Source organism: Jejubacter calystegiae (assembly GCF_005671395.1).
GTDB classification, from domain to species: domain Bacteria; phylum Pseudomonadota; class Gammaproteobacteria; order Enterobacterales; family Enterobacteriaceae; genus Jejubacter; species Jejubacter calystegiae.
Genome location: NZ_CP040428.1, coordinates 894,377 through 910,841 on the forward strand (window position 1 = coordinate 894,377; position 16,465 = coordinate 910,841).

Below are 16,465 nucleotides of genomic sequence, written 5' to 3' on the forward strand. Positions count from 1 at the left end.
CGCTCCGTTCACTAAGCTTAATAAGCCAAAAAGAACAGGAGACGACAATGAAAACATGCAAGGGTACCACCAGTGCTGCGCTGTCCGCGCTGCTCCTGAGCACAACAGCAAGGGCAGCCAGTGAACCGCTGGATGCCGGTAAGGCGCAAATAATCCGCAACGCCATTAACGTTGAGGACCTGGTCCAGATTAACGATAACTGGATTATCGGCAGCAGTTTTTCCATCGAAAATAAGCCGACAGGGCTGTATCTGTTCAATATTCACGATCGTAAACCGCAGAAAGTGGACTGGCGTCAGGTCAGGGTAACGCCGGATAAAGCGGTCTTCCCTGACTGCCCTGGCGCGCCGAACTTCGCCCGGCTCTCCACCCACGGGCTGGACTATTACCGGGACGCGGGTCGTCTGTATATCGTCAACCACGGTGGTCGCGAGTCGGTGGAAGTGTTTGCCATTAGCGCCGAAAACAACGCCAGACCGACCCTGAGCTGGCAGGGCTGCGTGGTGGCGCCGCATAACGCCTGGTTCGACGCCGTCGCCGGATTATCCGATAATCAGATGATTATCAGCAGCCTGTGGGATCCCACCGACGCACAGCGTAACCCGAAGCTCAACGCAGGGAAACCGGTAGGCGGACTGTACCGCTGGAGTCCGCAAGAAGGGTTTCAGCCTGTAAAAGGCAGTGAGTCGCTCTCCGGCCCTAATGGCGTGCTGGCGACCCGGGATGGCAAAAGGGTATGGATAGCCGCCTGGGCCGAAAAAGCGCTGGTCCGTATCGATACCAACGGCAGCGCGCCGCGGGTACACAAAACGGCGGTGGATTACCACCCGGACAATCTGCGCTGGTCGCCGGACGGCAGGCAAATCATCGCCGGCGGTCAGGCTACCAGCCTGGATACCCTCTTTGCCTGCCTGGAAGATTCGGCGCCGGTCTGCCCTGGCATCAACCAGCGGCTCGATGTGCTCAATCCCGCCACCATGAAGACCACTCCATTACTTTCCGCTACCCCAATTCCGGGGATGAATGCCGGTACCGGCGCTATTCTGGCCAACGGAGAGTACTGGCTGAGTAGCTTCAAAAATAATGCCATTGCCGTTATTCCCCGATAATGGACACCGGCGTCCCGCCCGGGTCGCCGGAACATAAAAATAGTTAACACAGATAACATTCCTGGCTATACTCCCGACATTCAGTTAACAGTGATAACTTTTTTGTCGTTATCCCCTCCCCATTCAGGAGCTTTCTATGGATCTTAGCCAGATACAGACATTCAGGGCCTCCCTGCGCGAACTGGTCAGGGAATTAGGCATGTTAAGTCGGAAAAGTAGCGGCACCGGTCTGTCGCCGCTGCAAAGCCATATCCTGATTGAACTCGATAAGGCCCCTCTTGGCGTGACAGAGCTTGCCAGAAAACTGGGCTGTGAAAAGGCCAGTATCAGCCGGACGATTCGGGGAATGACGGAAAATGCGCTACTGGAACGCCGTCAGGATAGCCAGGACGGCCGGGCTTCCACTTTCTGCCTTACGCCCCAGGGGACGTCGCTGCTGGCACAGATTGAAGAGAACGCCAATCGCTTTATCGATCAGGCGCTTGAGCTGGCTTCCGAACGCGAATGTCGCGATTTCTCGCGGGCGATTCAGGGTCTGAACAGCGCGCTGAAAAACGCCCGCAGCCAACGGGAACAGGAGATTGTCATCACGGAGATCGCACCGGACGATAACGGTGCGATGGCAGAAATTATTCGTCAGAGCTTTCGGGATAATAAAGTCGATCACCTGGAAGGCGTTAGCCTGCACGATCCCGAGCTGAATAATCTGTACCAGACTTACCAGCAGCCGGGTAGTCGCTACTGGGTCGCCAGAGCAAACAGACGGGTATTGGGCGGCGTGGGGATCGCGCCGCTGGCCGGGTCCGCAGAAAAAACCTGTGAAATGCAGAAGCTGTTTCTGAGCGCCAATGCGCTGGGAACTGGTCTGGGGCGACGCCTGATCGCCCTGTCGCTCCAGGAAGCCCGCCGTCTTGGCTACGACTATTGCTACCTGGAAACGCTGAGCGAACTACAAAGCGCCGTGCAGCTATACGAAAAGTTCGGCTTTGAATATCTTGAAACCCCACAGGGGAACACCGGCCATGGCGGCTGCGATCTGTTTATGCAGCTTAAACTGACATAACGCTTTCAGGGAGCGGCGCCTCCCTGCAAATAACGCTCAAGCAGCGCCAGCAACCGCACATTATCCACCGTGGTCAGGATCTGCACCGGCGCGCCAGCGGGAGGCGCAACGCCGACATCCAGCTTAAGCGCGCTACGGCGGCAGGTCATGCCGCGCGCCACGCCTTCCAGCGCCACATCCAGATACGCCTGTTCGCTATCACACAATCCAGGCTCCAGCAGCCAGGCGACGGTTAAAGCATCGTGGATCCAGCAACCCGGCAGACCGCGGGTCTTCATGGAATAGTCGAGCCACGGACGCAGGGTTTGCGCCAGATAGCGGGTACAGGGATTTTCCACCGCGGCCAGCCTGTCGAGATCGGCATGCACCATCTGGGTACGGGTCGTCACATCCATCGGCACCAGGGTAATGGGCGCTCCGCTGGTCAGCACCATGTGCGCCGCCTCAGGATCCAGGCCGAAGTTGGTATCTTTCAGATAGCCAGGGACATGGAAAACGCCCCCCATAATCACAATCCGCCTGACCGCCTGCGCCATGTCGGGAAACAGGCGCAGCGCCAACGCAATATTGGTTAGCGGACCAATGGCGATCAGCGTGATTTCACCGGGGTGCTGACAAATCAGCTCGCCCATGGCGTAGGGCGCCAGCGGCGCTGATTTCGGTACAGTCGCAGGCGACGGCGTATCGCGCCACAACTCGCGTAACCCGTAACTATCGACCGCGCCATCCAGCCGCGCCCGCCAGGGCTCCGGCGGCTCCATCAGCGCCCGGGAAGCGCCGCGCCGGACCGGAACACTGGCCCCCAGGCGGCTCACCAGATCGCAGGCTACACGATAGCCCACCTCACTGGCGGTATTACCTGCCACGGTGGTGATCAGTTCCAGGCTTATCTGCGGCGCGCTCAGCGCCAGCGCCAGCGCCAGGCCGTCGTCTACGTTAGCGCCCGGTACGCCATTGCCGGGATCGCAGTCAATAATTACACGCATATACTCACTTCAGTTATCGGGGGTTCCCGACGGCCGACAACCGCAGGACTCCCCAGGCTGCAACTCAAAATCGAACTCCAGACGATGCGCCGTACCGTCCCACTCCCGTAACATCGCGATAGCCGCCTGCGCCATTTGGACCACCGGCTGGCGCACCGCAGTCAGCGACGGCACGCTGTAATATGACTCCTGCGTGGCATTAAAACAGACCAGCGCCACATCTTCCGGGACTTTCAGCCCCTGTTCCGCCAGCGCTCTCAGGCAACCAAACGCCTGTTGCTCATTGGTGGCGAACAGCGCGCGCGGCAACGGCCCTGCCAGCATGCGCCGGGTCGCTTCATAGCCGCCAGCGCGGGTGTAATCGGTGGAAAAAATCCAGCGCTCGTTCACCGCCAGGGAGTCTTCATCCAGCGCCTGACGCCAGCCGCACAGGCGATCCTGCGTATTCAGCATCGCCATGGGTCCACAGATAATGGCGACCTCCCGGTAGCCGTGCGCCACCAGGTGGCGGGTGGCCTGATAAGCCGCCTGCTGTTCGTTGACCTGAATCGAACTGACGTTTAACCCGGGCTCGATCCTGTCGATCATCACACAGGGCGTGCCGCTGGCCTGAATCACATCAATACAGGGATGGCGGTCGACGCTGGTATAAATCAGTCCATCCACCTGGCGGTGCAACAGGTTGTTGATAAGCTCGCGTTCCCGCAGGCGATCGTCACCGGCATCCCCCAGTAGCAATACCTTACCGTCGGCAAAGGCTTCCTGCTGCAGCGCGTGAGCCATCGAAGAGATAAAGGGATTGGCGATATTCGGTACTACCAGACCGTAGGTCTGAGTAGAGCCGGATGCCAGCGCGCGCGCCACGCCATTCGGTCGGTAACCGGTCTTTTCTATCGCCGCCAGTACCCGTTGCCGGGTTGCTGGCGCCACCGGGCGCGGGCCGTTATTGATAACATAGCTGACAACCGCCACCGAGGTCCCTGCCTCACGAGCGACATCGGTGCGCGTCACGCGCCGGGAACGGGATGAGCTCACAACATACCTGCCTGATTCAGAGCAAAATTGCAGTCCAACAGCATAGCGGTTTGCGCCGCAAAAATCCCTTTATCGGACAGGGGGTTTTAAATCGCATCTTCCGGCAGATTCAGGTCACGCCCCCGGGTTTCCGGCGCAAAGAAGGTCGTCACAAACCCGATTGCCGCCATCAGGGCAAAATAGGTCGCGATCGGCCACCAGTGTCCCGCCCATGAGAGCAGCGCGGCGGCCACCAGCGGTGCGGTACCACCGGAAAGAATGGAGCCCAGCTCTTTGGCAAAGGCCATTTTGGTGTAACGGTTAGTGACGCCGAACAGCTCAACCCCCCAGGCCGCCTGTACGCCGAAGATCCCAAGCGACGCCAGCCCCATGCCCACCACAATCGTTGAAATCACCACCCAGGGTTCACGGGAATCCAGCATCATAAAGGCCGGGAAGGCGTAGAGGATCAGCAGCAGGCAGAACCAGCGATAGGTAATGCGTCGCCCGAAGCGGTCGGAAAGCCAACCCGCCAGAGGAATAATCGCAAAGCCCAGCAGCGAAGCGATAAACACCGCCGTGGTGGGCACGGATTTATCCACCGCCAGCACCTTCGCCACATAGCCAATAATAAAGCCCTGAGCCAGATAAGAAGGGCCGTTTTCGCCAATGCGCAGGCCCACCATGGTCCAGAAAGCCCGGGTACGGCGCCAGAAGCTGCGCGTATCCTGACTTTGCTGCGCCAGACCGCGCGCCATGGCTTCCTGACGTTCGGCTTCCAGTAGCGCCTTCTGCCGTTCAAATACCGGCGTTTCGCGAATATGGCGGCGAATAATCAGCGCGGCCACCGCAATCAGCATGCTGCCCAGAAAAGGAATACGCCAGCCCCAGCTCATCAGGCTCTCTTTATCGAGCTGAAGCACCAACAGCCACACTAACGAGGCCAGCAACGTGCCGCTGTTGGAGCCCAACGCGATAATGGAAGAGACCAGGCCGCGCCGTTTAACCGGCGCGTATTCGCCCAGCATCACCGTGCCACCAGAAAGCTCGGCGCCAGCGCCAAGCCCCTGAGAAAAACGTAGAATAACCAGACAGACGGGCGCCCAGACGCCGATTGAGTTGTAACCGGGAATCAGGCCAATAAGGGTGGTGGATAGCCCCATCAGCGCAATGGTCGCCACCATCACTACCTTGCGACCATGGCGGTCGCCTATCCAGCCGAATAACAGTGCGCCGATGGGGCGGGCGATAAAGCCCACCGACCAGGCGGCAAAACTGGAGAGCAACGCCATTACTGGCGTTGCCTCCGGAAAGAAGACATCGCCAAAAATGATGCCAGCGGCCAGGCCATAGAGCGCGAAGTCCGCGTATTCCATGGTGGTGCCTAACCAGCAGGAGAAGGTCGCGCGCCGAAAATCTCGCCGCCCTTCTTCCGTGGCCAACCGCTCCTGCGCCGCATGCGGCGCATCGGCAGAAGATACGCCGGTGGTATCAATACTCATAGCGAAGCTCCCTGGTGTTGTCTAACAGGAATGACGAATTGTACAAATGCAATATCTACTCGCGTAGACTTTCTGTTTTTATGGCGTTTAGCATTATCTACCCGCGTAGAACTGACAAATGATTAATATAAAAAATGAGGTTAAGATCACAATATGACGCTGCGATGACAACCCGCTACGAAAAAACGGGAATGTCCTGCGAATCTTCCCGCTCCCGTTCTGGTCGCTTATGCTAATTTCAGGCAATCACGATCGCGAAGGAACACGCATGCCGATAGCGCGCCAAACCTCTGTTGCCCCGATCTGGGGCGGACTCTGCTTTATATTGCTGTACCGAACGTTACCTGCCGATCTGGTACTGTCGGTGCAGCTTATGCATCAGTACGGTATTCCGGTATCGCAGATGGCGATCGGCTGGCTGGTCACGGCTCTGCCAGCGCTGATGCCGCTGTTATGCTTTATGGCGTTGGCGCACCGGGGGCAGAGCGCGCTGTGGCCCTGGCTGGTACTGCCCCCCGTCGCCTGGCTACTGTGCCAGTTTGCGCTGGCAATCATCGCGGGTATCGTCATCACTCGCTTTGGTCTGGCGCCGCCCTGGTCTGAGACCCTCAGCGATCTGCTATTCCGCCTGGCGGTACGGCTTTGGTCGGTTCATGTCCTGACGGTACTGTTAACCACGCTGGCGTGCGGTTATGCCTGCTGGCGCGAGTATCGCCAGGCCCGGGCCTGAAAAAACCTGGTCTTTACGGGGTGGCGCCCGCGCCTCGCTCTCCCTATCCTAATAGAAGGCGCAAAATTAGGGGGAGGAGGCAGTATGTACAACCATAAGGCGATAACGCTGGCGACGGCGCTCATCGCCACCGGCGCGTTTGCCGCCGCACCGCCGGATATTAAACAGGCCAGGGTGATTCAGCAGGTGAGCAATATCGAAGATCTGGTGCAGCTTAACGGCGACTGGATTATCGGCAGCAGCCTGTCTGACGGCGAAAAAACCGGTGGCCTCTGGCTGTTCAGCATTGCCAATGGCAAACCACAGCGTATCGATCCAGAACATATCGCCGTGAAGCCTGATCCAAAAGCCTTTCCCCACTGTCCCGGCGCCCCCAATTTTGCCACCCTCTCTCCCGAACGCATGGACTACTACCGTGAGGATAACCGGCTGTATATCGTTAACCACGGCGAGCGTGAATCCGTTGAAGCCTTTTCTGTTTCGCCCGATAAAAATGGCCGCCCGACCCTGAGCTGGCAAGGCTGCGTCATCAGCCCGGAAAGCGTCCGTTTCAGTTCGGTGGCCGGACTGAGCGATAATCGCCTGATTATCAGCAGCCCCTGGAATGACGATGACCCCTGGCGCACCCGCAAGCTGGAAGCGGGGCAGCCTTCCGGCGCGCTCTATACCTGGAGCCCGCAAAAGGGGCTGAACAAGATGCCGGGCACGGAACAGCTTTCCGGTCCCAGCGGCATTGTCACCTCTGCGGATGAAAAAAATGTCTGGGTGGCCGCCTGGGCAGGCCAGTACATCGCCCGCATTACCAATGGCGGCAGCCAGCCGCAGATCCTGAAGATCCCTCTCGATTTTCATCCCGATAATCTGAGCTGGTCGCCGGACGGCAAGCAGCTATACGCTGGCGGGCAGTCAGCCTCTGGCAACTCCCTGCTGGACTGCGTAGTGGGCCGCAAAGAAAGCTGTAACGACATCAGCCAGGAGGCCGCCCGGGTCGATCCTAAAACCATGAAACCCGCCACCCTGATCCCCGCCACGCACTTTAAGGGCATCAGAGCCAGCACAGGCATTATCCAGACCGGCAATCACTACTGGCTGAGCGGTTTTCGCAATAACGGGGTCGCCATCGCCCCCGCGCAGCCAAACCGGTAAGATTAAGCGCCAGCCTGCGCCGCCAGGTGATGCGCAATAACGTTGCCAATCAGGCGCAGCGCACGAGCGGTCTGCTCATTAAAGGCGCTGGCGTAGTTTAGGCGCAGGCAGTTGCGGTACTTGCCGGAGGCCGAAAAGATGGTCCCCGGCGCGATTTGCACCTGCTGCGCCCGCAGCTCGCGGCTGATGCAGACGCTATCCAGGCTTTCCGGCAACTCCAGCCACATCAGAAAACCACCCTGCGGGCGGCTGACGCAGACGCCGCAAGGGAAGTCGCTACGAATACGACAGCGAAAATCCTCATAGTTGCGCTGATAGTGCTGGCGCAGGCGCCGCAGGTGGCGATGATAGTGTCCGTTGCGGATAAACGCAGCCACCGCCAGTTGGGTCACCACCGCGGTGCTGCCGGTGCCGATATACTTCATGTGCAGCACTCTGTCCCGCCAGCGGCCCGGCACTATCCACCCGACCCGCAGGCCTGGCGCCAGGGTCTTGGAAAACGAACTGCACAGCACCACGCGCCCTTCATGATCCAGCGACTTGATAGTTTCCGGCCGCGGATAGCTGAAAGCCAGTTCACCGTAAACATCGTCTTCGATAATCGCGATATCAAAGCGACGCGCCAGGCTTAGCAGCGCCTGCTTACGCGCTGGCGGCATAATAAAGCCCTGGGGATTATTACAACTGGCAACCAGAATCACCGCCTTTACCGGCCACTGCTCCAGCGCCATCTCCAGCGCTTCCAGGCTAATGCCGGACTGAGAATCCGTGGGGACCTCCAGCACCTTAACGCCGTACCCACGCAGGATCTGCATGGTACCGTGAAACGACGGCGACTCCACCGCCACCACATCGCCAGGCTGACAGATAGCCCGCACAGCCACGGATATCGCCTCCTGGCAGCCGCTCGTAATCACGATGTCATCCGTAGTGAGCGCGCTGCCGCCATCCAGCATCAGGCGGGCCACCTGCTGACGCAACGCCAGGGTGCCGGCCATATCGTCGTAACCGGACAGGCATGTTTCTTCATGCTGGATGATGCGCTGCATTTCGCGCCACAGCGGGCGAATGGTGGGCTGAGTCAGATCCGGCGTGCCGCCCCCAAGGGCGATCATCTCAGGTGAATGACGGGCGTCGAGCAGTTCGCGAATCGCATCCCAGTGGGTGACTTCCACCGGACGCTGTACCGGTTGGGTCAGGCGCGGCAATGGCGGCTGCGCGCGCCGCGGCGCCACAAAATAGCCGGAGCGCGGCCGGGGCTGGATAAGACCGCGATCCTCCAGATGATTGTACGCCTGCTGGACGGTGCTGATACTGACGCCGTGCTCGCTACTGAGGCTACGCACCGACGGCAGCCGCTCGCCGCTTTGATAAAGCCCCTGCTCAATACGTTCGGCCAGCAGCCGGGCCAGATGTTCATAGCGCGTCATTCTGTATCCCCTGATAAATCCCCAATACGCCCGCGATCGGTACAGATTGCCCGTTTGAAAACGGTACAGTTCACATTTTTACCGCTTCTGTATGTTAAATAAAAGTAATTTCTGAATCTGTATGGTTTCAGCTACGACGCGCAAACTGGTGGCTCATTCAGATGAGGAGGCGCGTATGGAATTCCACGAAAACAGACACTCTAACCCCTTTATCGGCTTTGTTCTGGTGGCGCGCTGGCTGAAGCGCTGGTGGGAGCTGCGTCGTACACGTCGGATACTGTCCGCCATGAATGACGAACAATTGCGCGACCTGGGACTGAGTCGTGAGGATGTTAGCCACTGGCGTTAGCAGACGGCGCCCGCCTGTGCCAGGCTTACAGGCAGACCCTCTGGCAGGAGTGAGCAATGAACAAGCGAATACTGATTGCCGCGCCCGTCGCGCTGTTCTGGTCCATAGCGGCCCCGGGCGCGCCGACGCCCCACCAGCTTAGCGACAACGCACCGCAGGCGGCGGCTGAGCAGGAGGCCCACAGAACCACCATCGCCCGAGCGAAGCAAATGGAGGACGGCGCTTCGGTGAAGATTCAGGGCGTACTGGAACAAAAGCTGGGGGAAGATATCTACCGGCTACGTGACGACAGCGGAACCCTGAACGCGGTGATTCCCGGCACGGTGTTGGGCGACGCGTCCATTGCCGCCACGGACCAGGTAATTGTGACCGGCGCGCTGGATAAAAAACAGGAACCCTTCCGGCTACGGGTCAGCTATCTGGAAAAACCGTAATGGCAGGGGCAAAGCCCCCTGAATTACAGATGCATCCCGCCCGATACCTCGATGCGCTGGCCGTTCATCCAGGCCAGGTCATCGCTCAATAACGCCGCGATAGCGTCGCCGATATCGTCCGGCAGACCCGGGCGCCCCAGTGCCGTAATGGCAGAAATGGCCTGGTTGACCTGGGGATTGTCACGCACTACGCCGCCGCCAAAATCGGTAGCAATCGCGCCTGGCGCAATAATATTGACGGAAATACCGCGGCTGCCCAACTCCTGGGCCTGATAGCGGGTCAATACCTCCATCGCCCCTTTCATGGCGGCGTAAGTCGCCTTACCGCTATGCACAAAGCGGGTCAAGCCACTGGAGACGTTCAGTATACGGCCACCGTCCTTAATGAGCGGCAGCAGTTGCTGAGTCAGGAAAAATGGCCCCTTAAAGTGTACGTTCAGCATCCTGTCAAACAGCGCTTCGCTGGCTTCAGCGTAATCGGCATCCTCTCCGAACCCCGCATTATTCACCAGATAGTCGAAGTTTTCACGCGCCCAACGTTCACGCAGCTGTCTCGCCACCTCGTCGCCAAACCCAGCAAATACGCCACAGTCAGCCACGTCCAGCGGTATCGCTACCGCCTGCTGGCCCATGGCGGCAACGATACTGACAACTTCTTCCGCTTCCTGGCGCTGGCTGCGATATGTGAAGATGGTATCCACGCCGCGCTGCGCCAGCTTCATCACGGCATTTCGCCCCAAACCCCGGCTTCCACCGGTCACTAATGCGATAGTCTGCGTCATCATTCACCTCATTCACTGCTATTAATGTTGAGATTAAGCTTATTAGCTGCTAGTAAAACAATAAACAGGTTTAAATACGCTTCACTGTTTCAATTACAACAACAATAAGACTTTGGTATGGACAAAATACACGCAATGCAGCTCTTTGTGAGAGTAGCGGAACTGGCCAGTTTTTCCCGGGCGGCGGAAAGCCTGAGCCTGCCCAGGGGCAGCGTTTCACGCCAGATTCAGGCGCTGGAAGATGAACTGGGCACCCGGCTGCTTCACCGCACGACCCGGCGGGTGCAGCTCACCCAGGATGGCATGGTCTACTATGAGCGGGCCCGGGATCTGCTGGCGAACCTCGACGAACTGGATACGCTGTTCCAGCGCGATCCGGCCAGTATCAGCGGTCGCCTGCGGGTTGATATGCCGGTGCCGGTGGCGACGAAAATGGTGCTCCCCCGGCTGCCCGCCTTTTTACAGCAGCACCCCGGCATTGAGCTGGAGCTAAGCAGCAGCGACAGGCTGGTGGATGTGATTCAGGAGGGGTTCGACTGCGTGGTGCGCATCGGGGAGCTGAGCGACTCCGGCCTGGTCGCCAAGTCGCTTGGACAGCTTACCGTGCTGAACTGCGCCAGCCCCGACTATCTGACGCGCTTCGGCTGGCCGGAAAGTCCGGCAGATTTAGCCTCTCACGCGCTGGTTCACTATGTGCCCACCATGGGCATTCGCCCCCAGGGCTTTGAGATCTGGCACGACGGCCAAAGCCAGTGGATAAAAACCGGCGGCGTGGTCACGGTAAACAGTACCGAAAGTTATCATGCCGCCTGTCTTGCGGGATTAGGCATTATTCAGGCGCCGCGGGTCGGCGTGCGTGAAGCGCTACGCAGCGGAAAGCTGGTGGAGATCCTGCCCCAGTACCGGGCCCGCCCCATGCCGGTCTCCCTTATCTGGCCGCACCGCCGCAACCTGTCGCGCCGGGTGCATCTGTTTATGGCCTGGCTCAGCGAGATAATGAAAGAGTATGTCGATTAGCGTCGCAGCTATAATTTCCTTAACATCACAGGCATAAAGTTAAAAAGGACGACGGAATCAATGAGTACCGAGGATAATCATAAGCGCCCAACCCGGGATCTGGATTACGATCCGGTAGTGAAACTGGATCAGGAATCGCCAAAAAACCAGAATGCCGATGAGAATGAGGGAAAAGCGGCAAACGCGCTGGAAAGCGTCACCCATACCGTAAAGCGTATCGAACGTAACCCATTTATCGCGCACTTGCTGCGCGCCGCCGAGCGTTTTAATGACCGGCTTGGTAATCAGTTTGGCGCGGCGATCACCTACTTTTCGTTTTTATCGCTGATTCCGATTCTGATGGTCAGCTTCGCCGCAGGAGGTTATGTGCTGGCGTCGCATCCTACCCTGCTACAGGATATCTTTGCGAAAATTCTGGCCAACGTCAGCGATCCAACCCTGGCGATGACGCTAAAGAACACCATCAATACCGCCGTTCAGCAGCGCACCACGGTCGGGTTGGTCGGTCTGCTGATCGCGCTCTACTCCGGTATTAACTGGATGGGCAATCTGCGGGAAGCGGTTCGCGCCCAGTCCCGGGAAGTCTGGGAGCGCGCGCCTCAGGACAAAGAGAAGTTCTGGGTTAAATACCTGCGCGACTTTGTAGCGCTGATTGGTCTGCTGGTGGCGCTGGTGGTCACTCTGTCTATCACCTCGATCGCGGGATCGGCACAGGCGCTCATTATCAGCCTGCTACATCTGGACGAGCTGACCTGGCTGAAGCCCGCCTGGCGGTTGATCGGCCTGGCGATTTCGATTTTCGCTAATTATCTGCTGTTCTTCTGGATCTTCTGGCGCCTGCCGCGCCACCGCCCGCGCAAGAAAGCGCTGATTCGCGGTACGCTTATCGCCGCCGTCGGCTTCGAGGTGATTAAGATCGTGATGACCTGGACCCTGCCAGCACTGGTAAAATCCCCTTCTGGCGCCGCCTTCGGTTCGGTGCTGGGGCTGATGGCCTTCTTCTACTTTTTCGCGCGTCTGATCCTGTTCTGCGCCGCCTGGATCGCCACCGCCCAGTTTAAGGACGATAAACCGATGCCGGGCAAGCGCCCCAGATAGACCCTCTTTTCGCGCCGCCCCATGCGGCGCGAACCTGACACCAGAGCAACAATCCATTCGTTAACTTTTTTTTAACTGAAAACCAGTTTTATCCACTGCATATTTCACCAGACTCAGAACAACCAGCAACCAGCTTACTCAGGGCACAAATTATCCACTTTTCGCCGCTTTTTTACCCGTGAGCGGCTTTGGCGCCGCGTTGAAATGTCACTTTTGCTATGCCTAATATGGCCTTTCGTCAGTCTAAAAATCATAAAAACTTATGCAAGCATCAATCGCCACAGCTATCGATACCGAACAACAAACGCCCGTTAACTCACGCAGTAAAGTGGTGGTCGCGTCACTTATCGGGACCGCCATCGAATTCTTCGATTTTTACATCTACGCCACCGCGGCGGTCATCGTCTTCCCCCATATTTTCTTTCCCCAGGGGGATGCCACCGCTGCCACGCTACAGTCGCTGGCGACGTTCGCCATCGCCTTCATCGCCCGGCCGGTCGGCTCGGCGCTGTTTGGCCACTTCGGTGACCGGGTGGGGCGTAAAGTCACGCTGGTCGCCTCGCTGCTGACCATGGGCATTTCCACCGTGGTGATTGGCCTGCTGCCAGGCTATGAAACCATCGGGATTATGGCGCCGGTGCTGCTGGCGCTGGCCCGCTTCGGCCAGGGGCTGGGGCTGGGCGGCGAATGGGGCGGCGCAGCATTGCTTGCAACCGAAAACGCCCCGGCACACAAACGCGCGCTGTACGGTTCTTTCCCGCAGCTTGGTGCGCCTATCGGCTTCTTCTTTGCCAACGGCACCTTCCTGCTACTCTCCTGGCTGCTGAGCGACGAACAGTTCATGAGCTGGGGCTGGCGTATTCCGTTTATCTTCTCGGCGGTGCTGGTGCTGATTGGCCTGTATGTGCGGGTTTCGCTTCATGAAACGCCGGTGTTTGCTAAAGTCGCCAAAGAGGGTAAGCAGGTTAAGATACCGCTCGGCACTCTGCTCAGCCGCCACCTGAAGGCCACCGTGCTCGGCACCTTTATCATGCTGGCGACCTATACGCTGTTCTATATCACTACGGTCTATTCCATGTCGTTCAGTACCGCACCCGCGCCCAACGGGCTAGGTTTCCCGCGTAATGACGTGCTGTGGATGCTGATGATGGCAGTGATCGGCTTCGGCGTGATGGTACCCATTGCCGGACTGCTGGCAGACCGCTATGGCCGCCGCCGCTGCATGATTGTGATTACCAGCCTGATTCTGCTGTTCGCGCTGTTCCTGTTCCAGCCGCTGCTGGGCTCCGGTAATCAGGGTGAAGTGATGCTGTTCCTGCTGATGGGGCTGAGCCTGATGGGCCTGACTTTCGGCCCGATGGGCGCGCTACTGCCAGAGCTGTTCCCGACCGAAGTCCGCTATACCGGGGCCTCCTTCTCATATAATGTGGCCTCGATTCTGGGCGCCTCTGTGGCCCCATGGATCGCCGCCTGGCTGCAAACCAGCTACGGGCTGTTCTGGGTGGGAGTCTATCTGGCCGTGATGGCGGCCATAACCCTGGTGGCGCTGCTGTGCGCCCGGGAAACCCGCCACGACACGCTGTGATCACCCCATCCCATCCCCTCACCCTAACCCTCTCCCCAAAGGGGAGAGGGAACTGGCTGGCACACCCTTTCAGGAACAGCTATTTCCCCAACTGCGACAGAATAGTACGACACTGGTTATCCGCACCGCCTTGCGATGGTGAAACCAGCGCCAGCAGCGCCGCAGCGGGCGTCACCAGAGTTGCCAGCGCCGCCGCTACCGCACCACGTACGATCAGCGGTCCCGGTTTGACTCCCGCATCCGGTGACTTAAAGGTACCACGCACGTAGAGCGGCGATCGCAGTGTGATAATACGAATTCCCTTACTTTCCGGCGTGATGGTCAGATCGAGGCGCTCGCTGGCCAGATTCGCGTTACCGGTGATATTGACCAGCGCATTTTCGGTATCGAAGGCGAAGATATCGGGCCTGACCAGTCCATTAGTCAGTTGCAAACCCGCAGCGGCACAGTTCACCCGCACTTCGTCATCGCCAAAGATTTGCCCTACCACGTAGTTCCCCACATTCAGCCCCAGAATCTCCATCAGGTTACGGCTGATCAAGCCATCGTTCATCAGCAGCTTAAGATTACCGTTACTGCTGCCCAATAGCGCCGCCACCGAGTTACCGCTGCCGCGCAATGTGGCATCGCCATTCAGCTCGCCCAGGGTTTTCTGCATCTCCTGAATGTTCGGCATTAACTGCTTGAGCTGCAAACGCCGCGCCCTGATTCTGGCCTCTCCCTGCATCGGCTGCCGGTTGCCCTGCAGGCGAATGTCAGCATCGATATTGCCCCCCGCCATACCAAAGCGCAGCGGCGTCAGACGCAGATCGCCATCGCGCAGATTCAACTGCACGTTAAGGTCGCGCAGCGGCAGGGTACTGCCGTGCTCAATACGCTGACCTCTGAAGCGCACATCGGCATCCATTACCCGCCATTTATCGGTTTCGAAGCGATTCACCGGCAGCACTTTATCTGATGGCTGCACGGTCTGCCCGGGCTCCGATTTCGCACCGCCGGACTCCACGCCAATCAGTGGCCCCAGATCTGCCAGCCGCAGCTGGCGCGAAACCAGATCCCCTTCAAGCTTCGGTCGCGGCTGGCTCTGGCGGTAAGTCAGGGAGCCGTGAATATCGCTGGCGCCAATGCGCCCGTTAAAGTCCCGGTAGTCAAAGCGGTTGCCCTCTTTACCCCCCAGACGCGCGACCAGGTGCCCGTCGGTTTCATAGGGCGGCGAATCGGGCAGCAGAACGCCGGTCAGGGCATAGAGATCCCCCAGCGAATCGCCGGAAAGGCGCAGCCGCAGAGAGGCCCCGCCAAAATCCATGGGGTTGCTGATGGTGCCGCTGACCGCCAGTCGGCTCTGACCGGCGCGCACATCGGCCTGTAGCGGGAATGGCGTCCCTTCGCTACGCAGCGCCAGCATGCCGCCAATCTTGCCGCTACCGGTGATATCCTGCTCTTTATAGCGTCCGTTAATCCGTAACCCGAAAACATAATCCCCCACCTTCGCAGCGCCGGACTTGCCGCTGCCGGTCACTTCGCTAAACGCCAGCGGCTTACCCAGCGGATCGACCATCACGGTCATCTGCGCTTTAGTCACCTGGTCGTCGATGACAATGCGTCCACGGTCAAACAGGATATTGTCGAGCCGGAACGACCAGCCAGAGGGGGGCTTTTTATCTTTCGCGCTATCATCCTCCAGATCAAAGCGCCAGTTATAGCGCTGCTCTGACAGGCGAATCAGCCGCACATCGGGCTGTACCAGACGCAGCCACGGCAGCCAGACGGTTTTCGTCAGCAAAGCTGGCGGGGAAAGGGTCGCTTCCACCTTTGGCAGTAGTACCATAGTCTTATCGGGAATGTTCGGTGGATTCCCCAGCATCACATCCTGAGCCGTCACCTGAGGCCATGGCACCCAGCGCCGCCAGCCCGGCTCTTCCGGATGACGAACCCAGGCCACGCTAAGATCGCCGCGTATCGCAAACGGGCGTCGCAACTCGCTGGACACTTTATCGTTAATCACCGGCTTCAGGCGGTTCCAGTCAAAGGTCGCGATAAAGGTCACCAGGCCCACGCCCAGTACCACAATCGCCACCACCAAGCCCAGCCCTGTTTTTCCCAACCTTGTCATATTCCGTTCCTGTGTTCCCTGACATGATTTAAAGATAGTTGAGGCGCCGGGACACGGCCATCCAGCGAATTACCCGCGAAAACCCGTTCTGGCGCAAGTTTTATCAA

General features: G+C 58.7%; 15 protein-coding genes. 9 read left to right on the forward strand and 6 right to left on the reverse strand.

Translation table 11 applies throughout. The annotated features are described in order from the left end of the window. Positions 1–47 precede the first annotated feature (47 nt). The gene (locus tag FEM41_RS04215; protein WP_138094755.1) at positions 48–1,109 is read left to right on the forward strand and encodes an SMP-30/gluconolactonase/LRE family protein; all 1,062 of its coding nucleotides are present in this window, start codon (positions 48–50) and stop codon (positions 1,107–1,109) included. Positions 1,110–1,308: 199 nt separating this feature from the next. Continuing rightward, positions 1,309–2,172 carry a bifunctional helix-turn-helix transcriptional regulator/GNAT family N-acetyltransferase gene (locus tag FEM41_RS04220; protein WP_241666568.1) on the forward strand — a complete coding sequence of 288 codons (864 nt, stop codon included), beginning with the start codon at positions 1,309–1,311 and terminating at the stop codon, positions 2,170–2,172. A 5-nt stretch (positions 2,173–2,177) separates the two neighbouring features. On the opposite strand, the gene FEM41_RS04225 is transcribed toward FEM41_RS04220, so the two are convergent. The 3 genes from FEM41_RS04225 to FEM41_RS04235 form a co-directional block, all read right to left on the reverse strand. After that, a complete protein-coding gene (locus FEM41_RS04225; protein ID WP_138094759.1) occupies positions 2,178–3,158 on the reverse strand; it encodes a nucleoside hydrolase in 981 nt (326 codons plus the stop codon). 9 nt (positions 3,159–3,167) lie between these two features. Then, positions 3,168–4,193, reverse strand: coding sequence for a LacI family DNA-binding transcriptional regulator (locus FEM41_RS04230; RefSeq protein ID WP_138094761.1), 1,026 nt, complete (start codon positions 4,191–4,193; stop codon positions 3,168–3,170). Positions 4,194–4,279: 86 nt separating this feature from the next. After that, positions 4,280–5,674 (reverse strand): MFS transporter, encoded by a 1,395-nt coding sequence (locus FEM41_RS04235; protein WP_138094763.1) that lies wholly within the window; start codon positions 5,672–5,674, stop codon positions 4,280–4,282. Between the two features lie 268 nt (positions 5,675–5,942). Between FEM41_RS04235 and FEM41_RS04240 the strand changes: the two genes are divergently transcribed. Together FEM41_RS04240 and FEM41_RS04245 are read left to right on the forward strand one after the other, a co-directional pair. Further along, positions 5,943–6,404, forward strand: coding sequence for a hypothetical protein (locus FEM41_RS04240; protein WP_138094765.1), 462 nt, complete (start codon positions 5,943–5,945; stop codon positions 6,402–6,404). Between the two features lie 84 nt (positions 6,405–6,488). Then, positions 6,489–7,550 carry an SMP-30/gluconolactonase/LRE family protein gene (locus tag FEM41_RS04245; RefSeq protein ID WP_138094767.1) on the forward strand — a complete coding sequence of 354 codons (1,062 nt, stop codon included), beginning with the start codon at positions 6,489–6,491 and terminating at the stop codon, positions 7,548–7,550. Between the two features lie 2 nt (positions 7,551–7,552). On the opposite strand, the gene FEM41_RS04250 is transcribed toward FEM41_RS04245, so the two are convergent. Next, entirely contained in the window at positions 7,553–8,980 is a 1,428-nt protein-coding gene (locus tag FEM41_RS04250) for an aminotransferase-like domain-containing protein (protein ID WP_138094769.1), read from the reverse strand. A 175-nt stretch (positions 8,981–9,155) separates the two neighbouring features. Between FEM41_RS04250 and FEM41_RS04255 the strand changes: the two genes are divergently transcribed. Both FEM41_RS04255 and FEM41_RS04260 read left to right on the forward strand, forming a co-directional pair. Then, the gene (locus tag FEM41_RS04255; protein ID WP_138094771.1) at positions 9,156–9,329 is read left to right on the forward strand and encodes a DUF1127 domain-containing protein; all 174 of its coding nucleotides are present in this window, start codon (positions 9,156–9,158) and stop codon (positions 9,327–9,329) included. 56 nt (positions 9,330–9,385) lie between these two features. Further along, entirely contained in the window at positions 9,386–9,763 is a 378-nt protein-coding gene (locus FEM41_RS04260) for a YgiW/YdeI family stress tolerance OB fold protein (RefSeq protein ID WP_138094773.1), read from the forward strand. A gap of 23 nt (positions 9,764–9,786) precedes the next feature. Here the strand turns inward: FEM41_RS04260 and FEM41_RS04265 are convergent, their stop codons facing one another. Further along, on the reverse strand, positions 9,787–10,545 hold the full coding sequence (locus tag FEM41_RS04265) for an SDR family NAD(P)-dependent oxidoreductase (protein WP_138099106.1): 759 nt from the start codon (positions 10,543–10,545) through the stop codon (positions 9,787–9,789). Positions 10,546–10,662: 117 nt separating this feature from the next. Between FEM41_RS04265 and FEM41_RS04270 the strand changes: the two genes are divergently transcribed. The 3 genes from FEM41_RS04270 (at position 10,663) to FEM41_RS04280 (ending at position 14,245) form a co-directional block, all read left to right on the forward strand. Further along, positions 10,663–11,562, forward strand: a complete 900-nt coding sequence (locus FEM41_RS04270) for a LysR family transcriptional regulator (RefSeq protein WP_138094775.1) — start codon at positions 10,663–10,665, stop codon at positions 11,560–11,562. A gap of 60 nt (positions 11,563–11,622) precedes the next feature. Next, complete coding sequence (yhjD, locus tag FEM41_RS04275) at positions 11,623–12,660, forward strand: inner membrane protein YhjD (RefSeq protein ID WP_138094777.1); 1,038 nt, start codon at positions 11,623–11,625, stop codon at positions 12,658–12,660. Between the two features lie 262 nt (positions 12,661–12,922). Beyond that, the gene (locus FEM41_RS04280) at positions 12,923–14,245 is read left to right on the forward strand and encodes an MFS transporter (protein ID WP_138094779.1); all 1,323 of its coding nucleotides are present in this window, start codon (positions 12,923–12,925) and stop codon (positions 14,243–14,245) included. 79 nt (positions 14,246–14,324) lie between these two features. On the opposite strand, the gene FEM41_RS04285 is transcribed toward FEM41_RS04280, so the two are convergent. Beyond that, on the reverse strand, positions 14,325–16,358 hold the full coding sequence (locus tag FEM41_RS04285) for an AsmA family protein (protein WP_138094781.1): 2,034 nt from the start codon (positions 16,356–16,358) through the stop codon (positions 14,325–14,327). Between the last annotated feature and the right edge of the window lie 107 nt (positions 16,359–16,465).

Bases quoted from the DNA above. Each gene is read 5' to 3' on its own strand.
- FEM41_RS04215 (WP_138094755.1), top strand. From the start codon at position 48: ATGAAAACATGCAAGGGTACCACCAGTGCTGCGCTGTCCGCGCTGCTC.
- FEM41_RS04220 (WP_241666568.1), top strand. From the start codon at position 1,309: ATGTTAAGTCGGAAAAGTAGCGGCACCGGTCTGTCGCCGCTGCAAAGC.
- FEM41_RS04225 (WP_138094759.1), bottom strand. From the start codon at position 3,158: ATGCGTGTAATTATTGACTGCGATCCCGGCAATGGCGTACCGGGCGCT.
- FEM41_RS04235 (WP_138094763.1), bottom strand. From the start codon at position 5,674: ATGAGTATTGATACCACCGGCGTATCTTCTGCCGATGCGCCGCATGCG.
- FEM41_RS04240 (WP_138094765.1), top strand. From the start codon at position 5,943: ATGCCGATAGCGCGCCAAACCTCTGTTGCCCCGATCTGGGGCGGACTC.
- FEM41_RS04245 (WP_138094767.1), top strand. From the start codon at position 6,489: ATGTACAACCATAAGGCGATAACGCTGGCGACGGCGCTCATCGCCACC.
- FEM41_RS04250 (WP_138094769.1), bottom strand. From the start codon at position 8,980: ATGACGCGCTATGAACATCTGGCCCGGCTGCTGGCCGAACGTATTGAG.
- FEM41_RS04255 (WP_138094771.1), top strand. From the start codon at position 9,156: ATGGAATTCCACGAAAACAGACACTCTAACCCCTTTATCGGCTTTGTT.
- FEM41_RS04260 (WP_138094773.1), top strand. From the start codon at position 9,386: ATGAACAAGCGAATACTGATTGCCGCGCCCGTCGCGCTGTTCTGGTCC.
- FEM41_RS04265 (WP_138099106.1), bottom strand. From the start codon at position 10,545: ATGACGCAGACTATCGCATTAGTGACCGGTGGAAGCCGGGGTTTGGGG.
- FEM41_RS04270 (WP_138094775.1), top strand. From the start codon at position 10,663: ATGGACAAAATACACGCAATGCAGCTCTTTGTGAGAGTAGCGGAACTG.
- yhjD (WP_138094777.1), top strand. From the start codon at position 11,623: ATGAGTACCGAGGATAATCATAAGCGCCCAACCCGGGATCTGGATTAC.
- FEM41_RS04280 (WP_138094779.1), top strand. From the start codon at position 12,923: ATGCAAGCATCAATCGCCACAGCTATCGATACCGAACAACAAACGCCC.
- FEM41_RS04285 (WP_138094781.1), bottom strand. From the start codon at position 16,358: ATGACAAGGTTGGGAAAAACAGGGCTGGGCTTGGTGGTGGCGATTGTG.